Below are 7,931 nucleotides of genomic sequence, written 5' to 3'. Positions count from 1 at the left end.
CCAATAACCTAAAATAGATTCATTTTGCTCAAATAATCTTACAGGAATTAAAATTAAATCATCAAAATCTAACGCATTATTAGCAGCCAGCCGAGATTGATACTCGTTGTAAACTTCTGCTAGCACTCTTTCTCGATAGCCAGGTTCTTGCTTAATTAATTCGTCAGGTGTCAAACCCTGGTTTTTAGCATTACTAATGGCATAGCGCATCTTACGAGGGTCAAACTTTTTATCATCTAAATTTAAGCTTTTAGTAACAATATTCTTGATCAAGCTTTGGACATCAGACTCATCAAAAATCGAAAAATTACGTTTCCAAGTACGTCCCCTTTCATCCTGATACTTATTAATATCAAATCGTAAAATACGAACTGATAAGCTATGAAATGTACCAATCCATAACGGCTTAGTTATTTTTCTATAAACTCGCGATTTAATTTTTTTTTGGTCGTATTCCGAAAGTAATTCTAATCTTTGTTGGTGTAATTCTGTGGCTAATTCTTGGGCAAAAATATTTTCAATTCGCTCTCGCATTTCCCGTGCTGCTTTATTAGTAAAAGTAACAGCTAAAATGTGTTCTGGCTCTATTCCATGATTGCGAATTAAATTAGCAATGCGATAAGTTAAAGCTCTAGTTTTTCCTGAACCCGCACCAGCCACCACTAGCATTGGGCCATTAAAATGCTCTACCGAAAGACGTTGAGAAGGATTAAGATGGCTTAAAAAATCAGTATTAGAACTCATGGTTAGGGATTAGGAAACGGACACCGTTGGGGATTAATTTTAGACTATAAACTACCAAACACTAAATGTTTCAAAAATAAAACAAAATAGAAAAAGTAGTTTTTGAGTCTCTAGAATTCTATCAAGATTGTTGATTATTGATTGCTACCTGCTACTTTCGATCTACCTACCATTTCATAACGGGTACAACGCCCCAAAAAATTCCCTGTATCTTCCCGATTCAGATGAGTTTGAGCTTCAGTGGCAAAGAAACCTAAATGATCTAACTCTTGCTCCAAACCTAAAAAATTCACCACTTCGCTGAACATAACCCACTCCTCCTTAACGACTAAAATAATCCCCGATTTCCCTCATAACTTCCTTCTTGTTAAGGGTTTTTGAGAGAATCTCGTCTACAGTTGCCATTTGTTCTGGAGTGAGTTTAGCCAGGGGTTTAACCAGCTAACAGCTTTTAAGCTCCAAGCTTATAGCTAAGGTTGAAGGTTAAGTTAATCGGCTTCATTATACTCAAGCGTCAGATGTATGGTCGTGCCAGTCATGAGTTGCTGAAAAAAAGATTTTTGTGTCCTGTTTAATCAGTAGCGATCGCCTGTTCTTGGTTTCACCAAAACTGTGCAAGACCCTATCAATGGTTCTCAGCAAGGATTAGAGATAATGACGCGCTTGTTCGTTCAGCCTGGAGTAAGCTACAACTGACAGAAGGTGTTCGCAGATTGCCTAACATACAGGAGTGATGGCAATGAAGATGTTATTGGAGAATAGCTCTTTATACCAATTCTCAACAGCGTGATTCTATATATTTGGCTAGGCTTATAAAGTCCGCCACCTGCGGGCGGACACAGCCCCAAGAGCAAACCCAAGACGGTAGTGGAACATGATGAGTTTATATATAATTATTTATGTCGGATAACAGTACAAAGTCCTTCCTCTGCTTTTTAGTTATTTTTTCTCGTTATTTGGCGTAAATTATGAATTGGTGGCAAAAACTCAATAAAAATCCTTTGGCACGCTCAGGAGCAATTGTTCTAATTGTTTTCTATGTTGTGGTTATATTTGCTGATTTTGTGGCTCCTTATAACCCCTATAGCTCACAGCTTAACAGTTCTTTATTGCCGCCAACTCCAATTTATTGGCAGACACCAGAAGGCAAATGGACAGCACCCTATGTTTATCCGACTACTCAGGGACAGACTGAACTAGAAACTGGCGATCGCAAATTAATTATAGACGACCAAAACCCATCTCCAATTCATTTATTGGTTAAGGGTAGTTCTTATAACTTTTTACAAATTAAACTTCCTTTACCACCCAGATTTAGAGAGGTAACGATTTTTAACGGTATCCCGATAAGTCTTCACTTATTCGGTACTGAAGGAGAAGGCAGAATTAATCTACTGGGTACTGACGAACAGGGAAGAGATGAATTTACCAGACTAGTTTTTGGTGGCAGAATTAGTTTATTTATTGGTCTGGTGGGTATCATGATTTCTTTCCCCTTGGGAATGTTAATTGGGGGAGTTGCTGGCTATTTTGGTGGTTGGGTAGATATAATTTTAATGCGCCTTGTAGAAGTGTTAATGACGATTCCAGGGATTTATTTATTAATTTCTTTGGCTGCGGTAATCCCTCCTGGTTTAAGTAGCGCGCAAACTTTTTTACTAATTGTTTTAATTACTTCTTTAATTAGTTGGTCTGGTTTAGCTAGAGTCACTAGAGGACAGGTTTTATCTCTAAAAGAGCAAGAATTTGTCCAAGCTGCTAAAGCGATGGGAGCAAAACCTCTTTATATTATTTTGAACCATATCTTACCTCAAACTGCAACTTATATTATTACGTCTGCTACTTTGAGTATTCCTAGTTTTATTATTACCGAATCAGTTTTAAGCTTGATTGGTTTGGGTATTCAACAACCCGATCCTAGCTGGGGTAATTTACTTTCTCTGGCTACTAATGCATCTATTTTAGTTTTGCAACCTTGGTTAATTTGGCCCCCCGCTTTATTAATTATTCTAACTGTCTTATCTTTTAATGTGTTAGGAGATGGTCTAAGAGATGCTCTCGACCCTCGTAATTTACAGAAAAGGTAAGAAATTAGGGTTGAGGCGTTACTGAAACACAGGTATGAAATAGATACAATTCGTTACTAGTTGCTATTTTTTTTAGAGTAGCACTGCTTTTTGCTTTTGAATTAAACTAAGTCTCCAGTCACTTTTGAGCGTGAGCTATGGAGCTATGCTGAAGGGAGGAAACGGCGAATTTTACTCGTCACTTTCCACTATCGTCTTGGGTTTGCTCTTGGGACTGTGTCCACCACCTGCGGGCGGACTTTATAAACCCCGCCAAGCTTATAGAATCAAGCTGTTGAGAAGTGGTATTGAGGGATTTTAGTCAAAATTAAGTGGATACAAGTCTACACAATACCAGAATAGTTTTCTGATAGGGGTTTGGCGAAAATCATTCTTCCTGCGGATGTTTGCAAAGATGAGGTAACAACTACCTGAATTTCTCCGCCTACATAGCGATCGCCTTCATCGACAACAACCATTGTACCATCATCTAAATAACCAATGCCTTGTTCTGGCTCTTTACCTTCTTTAAGAATTTTTAATTCTAAATTGTCTCCAGGGAGATATAAAGGACGTATTGCTCGTGCTAAGTCGTTAATATTGAGAATATCTACTCCTTGTAGAGTAGCTACTTTACTCAAGTTATAATCGTTGGTGAGTAATGTACCATTAATTTCTTGAGCTAGATTGACTAACTTGGCATCGACAGTTTCAATCTCTTCATAGTCTTTGGCATGAATAACTATTTTTTGGGGAAATCTCTCTTGAATACGATTTAAGATATCTAAGCCTCTTCTTCCTCGAAGACGCTTTTGATCGTTACTTGCATCTGCGAGATTTTGTAGTTCTTGCAAGACAAACTTAGGAATTAAAATTTGCCCTTCTAAAAAGCCTGTTTTTAGTAACTGTTCGATTCTGCCATCTATAATACAGCTAGTATCTACAACCTTGCTCGAAATCGCCTCTAAAGTCCCTTCTGCTACTAACATCGTTTCAATGCTGTTGGGGTTGAGCAATCTCAAGAAGCTGCGTCCGTGAGTATCTGCTAAACTAATACCTGTATAAGAGAATAGAACACTACCCATAATAGCGATCGCAGGTTTAATAAAGCTCAGTTCTTTTGGTATTGGTAATAAAAACATGGGAGCAAGCATCAAATTAGCTACCAGTAAGCCAACTACTAAGCCGATTGCTCTAGTTAAGATCACCTCAATGGGGGTTTTTCTAACTTGATTTTCCAAACGACGATAGCTTGTTTGTACTACAACCCCAATACCTATACCAATGATAGCTGCAAAACCGGCGATCGTAAATTTTAAAGCTTCATAGTTAGAAACTTCTTTGATAATATCGCTAGGTAGTAGTTGTAGACTATCAAGCCCAACGTTTACTGCTGCGACAACGCAAATTATAATTATGATGGCATCAACCATTGTTCTAGTTGAATAAAAATAAATGAATATATACTCTCTACTGTAATCAATTTTGGTAGCAGAGTGACAATTTTACCAATAGTTCTTAAGATTGTTTGCTATTTTGTAGTTGATTGAGTGATGTAATATTTTGATGACATTTTTTTTTATAGTTAAGTTTTCACCAAATAATACTAATTTTCAAAACTAGCTAGATAGACAGTACATTCTTTCTTCTTAAGAAAAAAAAATTAAAATTATTGTTTAAACTAACGGGCGTGACTCCTAGCTATAAACCTTCGTCTCTTCTTACTTTTAAGAAATGGTATAAGGTACAAGTGAGCAAATTATGTATAGCCTTTCTTAAGTGGATGATAGACAAAGTTGCTCCTGATTAAGAAATTTATTTAAGTACAGAAAAAAATTGAGTTTGCTCACCTAGCAATTACTGATTACAGTACTCACTTCTCTGCATAATCAACTTAGCAACCAAACCAGTCCAACCTGTCTGATGGGATGCGCCCAAACCTGAGCCATTATCGCCGTGAAAGTATTCATTAAACATTAACAAATCTTTCCAATAAGGATCATTTTGAAATTTAGTAAAGCTACCATATATTGGTCGTTCTCCGTTTTCTTGGGGGAGAAAAATATTAATCAAACGTCTTTCTAATTCTGATGCTACTTCCCAAAGAGTCATCATGTTACCTGAACCCGCAGGACATTCCACTTTGAAATTACCATCGTAATAATAATCAAATTTTTGCAGTGATTCTATTAAAAGATAGTTTACAGGAAACCAAATAGGACCGCGCCAGTTGGAGTTACCACCAAACATCGCAGTAGGAGATTCTGCTGGTTCGTAAGCTACTTCGTAGGTTTCATTTTCTGCTTCAAAAGTATAGGGATGTTTTTGATGGTACTTAGAAACAGAACGAATGCCATAATCGCTCAAGAATTCCGTTTCATCTAACATTTTTTGGAGCAAGAGACGTAATTTCTCTTCATCTACTACAGCTAATAAGCGACGAGAGTTGTTGTCACAGCCTTCCATACAAGCCAGGTTTCGACTTAGTTGAGGACGTTGGTTAATAAACCATTGAACTCTTTTATTAAATCCTGGAAGTTTTTCGAGGGTTTCCTCTTCTATGGTAGTTACGGCAAAGAGGGGAATTAAACCAACCATTGAGCGAACTTTGAGAGCGATATGTTCATCACTGGGCAGATGCAGCACATCATAGTAAAAACCATCTTCGTCATTCCATAAGTCTGTACCTTTTGTACCCATATGGTTCATCGCATCGATGATATAGAGGAAGTGTTCAAAAAACTTGCTAGCAATATCTTCATAGACATCATTATCCTGTGCTAACTCTAGTGCAATGGTAAGCAAATCCAAACAATACATTGCCATCCAGCTAGTACCATCGGATTGAGATATTTTACCCCCTGTAGGTAATTCGCCACCACGATTAAATACGCCAATATTATCTAAACCCAAGAAACCACCTTGGAAAACATTGTTATTATCATCATCATGTTGGTTTACCCACCAGGTAAAATTTAGCAATAGTTTTTGAAATACTCTTTCTAAAAATTTTTTATCAGAACGTCCATACATTTTCTGTTCGATAGTATAAACCCGCCAAGCAGCCCAAGCATGAACGGGAGGATTAACCCCATCAAAATCCCATTCATAAGCTGGCATTTGTCCGTTAGGGTGCATATACCATTCACGAGTCAGGCGTTCTAGTTGCTTTTTAGCAAAGTCAGGATCGATCGCAGCAAAGGGTATCATGTGAAAAGCTAAATCCCAAGCTGCAAAGTAAGGATATTCCCATTTATCAGGCATCGAAATAACATCATCGGTATGAAGATGTATCCAATCACTATTGTGACCCTGTTTGCGTTGTTGAGGAGGTTCTGGTTGGGCTGGATCGCCTTCTAACCAGGTATCTACTACATAATGGTAATATTGCTTATTCCACAGCATCCCTGCAAATGCTTGACGTTCCACTTTTTGAGATTCGAGGCTTTTATTGTGAGGAGAAATCCGCCGATAAAATTCATCTGCTTCTTGTTGGCGTACCTGAAAAGTATCATTAAATGGTTTTCCAAAAGGTGTTTTAAGATCGCTTTGATCGCAGAGTCTTAACTGAATTCCTGTAGTTTCTCCTGGTTTTAATTCTAAGGTGTAGTAAGCTGCACATTTTGTACCTCTATTGTCGGGGTTGACTGCATCTTGTTTGGCTTCCACTACATATTTATGGAAAGCATCCTTAAGATAAGGAGATTGATTGCTTTTTTGATTACAGGATAATCTTTGATGATTGGTATCGTTTTCGGTAAACAATAACTTCGGTTGTTGAGCGCAATATAACCATCGTTTACTCAAATCGGGGTGTTGTGCTTCAATGACGCTGTAATTGTCTTTTTGTTCGTATATCTTGAGTTGTGGTTTTTCAACTTCGTAATCCCATGACCACATATTACGAAACCAAAGAGTAGGCAGTAAATGAACAGTTGCGGTTTTTTCGCTGCGATTTGTAACTTGAATAAAAATTAAAATATTTTCACTACTTTCTTTAGCATATTCAACAGTGACATCAAAATATTCATCGTTATCAAAAATCCCTGTCTGTATTAATTCAAATTCACGATCTTTTAAACCTCGTTTTTGATTTTCTTTTTCTAGTTGCCAATAGGGAAAAGCTTTTTGCGGATATTTATAGAGAAACTTCATATAAGAATGTGTCGGCGTATTATCGAGGTGAAAATAATACTCTTTGACATCTTCCCCATGGTTACCTTGAGTGTTGGTTAAACCATATAGCCTCTCTTTCAAAAAAGGATCTTGTTCGTTCCACAATGCCAGAGAAAAACACAATCGTTGATGATTATCAGATATCCCTGCGATGCCATCTTCACCCCAACGGTACGCTCGATAGTGAGACTCCTCAAAACTAAAATGATCCCAAGCAGAACCATCTGCGCTATAGTCTTCTCTTACTGTTCCCCACTGACGATTACTTAAATAACAACCCCACCTGCGCCAATATGCTGTTCTTTCTCTATCTTCTTTGAGTCTAATTTCTTCTTGGGTAAGTTTTTGGGGTTCTGTCATAGCTTCGGGCAATGCCAATATAAATTAGTTGCTATTATACGGCGATCGCCTTTTTTTTAAATCTGACAAACGATAGAAAACAAGATCGAACAGTCTCATTTGAATTGTGATATCAAAGTGCTTTCATTCTGGATCAATTTTGGGGTGGACAATACCCAACTTACTCTTTACCAATAGTGCTGAAGATTGTTGATTGTTTTGTAGTTGATTGAATAATGTAATAATTAAATAACGTAATAAAAATATTACATTTTTTTTATTTTATCAAAAATTTACCAAAATAAGGTATAAATTAACAAATTATGTATAGCATTTCCCAAGTGGATAAGACACCAAAATAAAATACCCAGCAAGATAAACTCTACGTATACCTTAACTTGCGATTAAGGTTGGTAATTTTTTGAACGAGGAAAATAACCAGATGCAAACACGGATGTCTATGTGGCGATGGCAACATACGTTTGGAAATGCGATCAAACATCACTTAAAAAGTATATTCCAAATTCTGGAGTTGCCCATAGTATCAAATACATTCTTAATTGGCATTCCCATTGATAGTAAAAATGTCGATCAAATTTTTTTTTA

Annotated in this window: 5 protein-coding genes; 1 reads left to right on the top strand and 4 read right to left on the bottom strand. The window is 37.1% G+C overall.

What is annotated here, in order from left to right; genetic code table 11:
* Both H1P_RS24275 and H1P_RS36440 read right to left on the bottom strand, forming a co-directional pair.
* Positions 1-744 (bottom strand): ATP-dependent helicase (locus tag H1P_RS24275; RefSeq protein WP_144872193.1); only part of this gene is annotated, 744 nt, incomplete at its 3' end.
* A 134-nt stretch (positions 745-878) separates the two neighbouring features.
* Positions 879-1,052 (bottom strand): hypothetical protein, encoded by a 174-nt coding sequence (locus H1P_RS36440; RefSeq protein ID WP_186376117.1) that lies wholly within the window; start codon positions 1,050-1,052, stop codon positions 879-881.
* 660 nt (positions 1,053-1,712) lie between these two features.
* On the opposite strand from H1P_RS36440, the gene H1P_RS24270 reads away from it, so the two are divergent.
* Positions 1,713-2,831 carry an ABC transporter permease gene (locus H1P_RS24270; RefSeq protein ID WP_144872191.1) on the top strand — a complete coding sequence of 373 codons (1,119 nt, stop codon included), beginning with the start codon at positions 1,713-1,715 and terminating at the stop codon, positions 2,829-2,831.
* Between the two features lie 323 nt (positions 2,832-3,154).
* Here the strand turns inward: H1P_RS24270 and H1P_RS24265 are convergent, their stop codons facing one another.
* Both H1P_RS24265 and H1P_RS24260 read right to left on the bottom strand, forming a co-directional pair.
* Entirely contained in the window at positions 3,155-4,243 is a 1,089-nt protein-coding gene (locus H1P_RS24265; protein WP_144872189.1) for a PIN/TRAM domain-containing protein, read from the bottom strand.
* A 424-nt stretch (positions 4,244-4,667) separates the two neighbouring features.
* The gene (locus H1P_RS24260; RefSeq protein WP_144872197.1) at positions 4,668-7,346 is read right to left on the bottom strand and encodes an MGH1-like glycoside hydrolase domain-containing protein; all 2,679 of its coding nucleotides are present in this window, start codon (positions 7,344-7,346) and stop codon (positions 4,668-4,670) included.
* Between the last annotated feature and the right edge of the window lie 585 nt (positions 7,347-7,931).

Source organism: Hyella patelloides LEGE 07179 (assembly GCF_900659865.1).
In the GTDB taxonomy this organism is placed as follows: Bacteria; Cyanobacteriota; Cyanobacteriia; order Cyanobacteriales; family Xenococcaceae; genus Hyella; species Hyella patelloides.
Note: the sequence above shows the minus strand (reverse complement) of the source record. Positions and strands in the feature narration are given on the sequence as shown.

What these genes read in the sequence shown, in the direction of transcription:
- H1P_RS24270 (WP_144872191.1), top strand. Translation starts at nt 1,713, where the DNA reads ATGAATTGGTGGCAAAAACTCAATAAAAATCCTTTGGCACGCTCAGGA.
- H1P_RS24260 (WP_144872197.1), bottom strand. Translation starts at nt 7,346, where the DNA reads ATGACAGAACCCCAAAAACTTACCCAAGAAGAAATTAGACTCAAAGAA.
- H1P_RS36440 (WP_186376117.1), bottom strand. Translation starts at nt 1,052, where the DNA reads ATGTTCAGCGAAGTGGTGAATTTTTTAGGTTTGGAGCAAGAGTTAGAT.
- H1P_RS24265 (WP_144872189.1), bottom strand. Translation starts at nt 4,243, where the DNA reads ATGGTTGATGCCATCATAATTATAATTTGCGTTGTCGCAGCAGTAAAC.